This is a genomic window from Sagittula salina (genome assembly GCF_017813235.1).
Taxonomy (GTDB): domain Bacteria; phylum Pseudomonadota; class Alphaproteobacteria; order Rhodobacterales; family Rhodobacteraceae; genus Sagittula; species Sagittula salina.
Map to the genome: position 1 here is coordinate 1 of NZ_JAGISH010000053.1, position 276 is coordinate 276.

1 protein-coding gene is annotated in these 276 nt (G+C 61.6%); it reads left to right on the forward strand.

Going from position 1 to position 276, the window contains the following annotated elements:
- Nucleotides 1-45: 45 nt before the first annotated feature.
- On the forward strand, nucleotides 46-276 hold a 231-nt coding region (locus tag J5474_RS22535), incomplete at its 3' end, for an amino acid kinase family protein (protein ID WP_483414425.1).

Sequence of the window (276 nt, forward strand, 5' to 3'; positions counted from 1 at the left end):
TGGGGTGACGCATCCCGCGTCAATGTCCGCTGACCAGGAGAGATGATGCCAGAGCGCTACAACCGAGTCCTTCTCAAGCTGTCCGGAGAGGTTTTCGGAGGAGGAGGAATCGGCGTCGACGCCGATGTCGTGTCCGCCAAGGCCCGCGAGATCGCTGAGATCGCTAATAGCGGCGTTCAGGTGGCCGTCGTCGTCGGTGGGGGGAACTTCTTCCGCGGGGCTGAACTTCAGCAGCACGGCATGCAACGTGATCGCGCCGACTATATGGGAATGCTC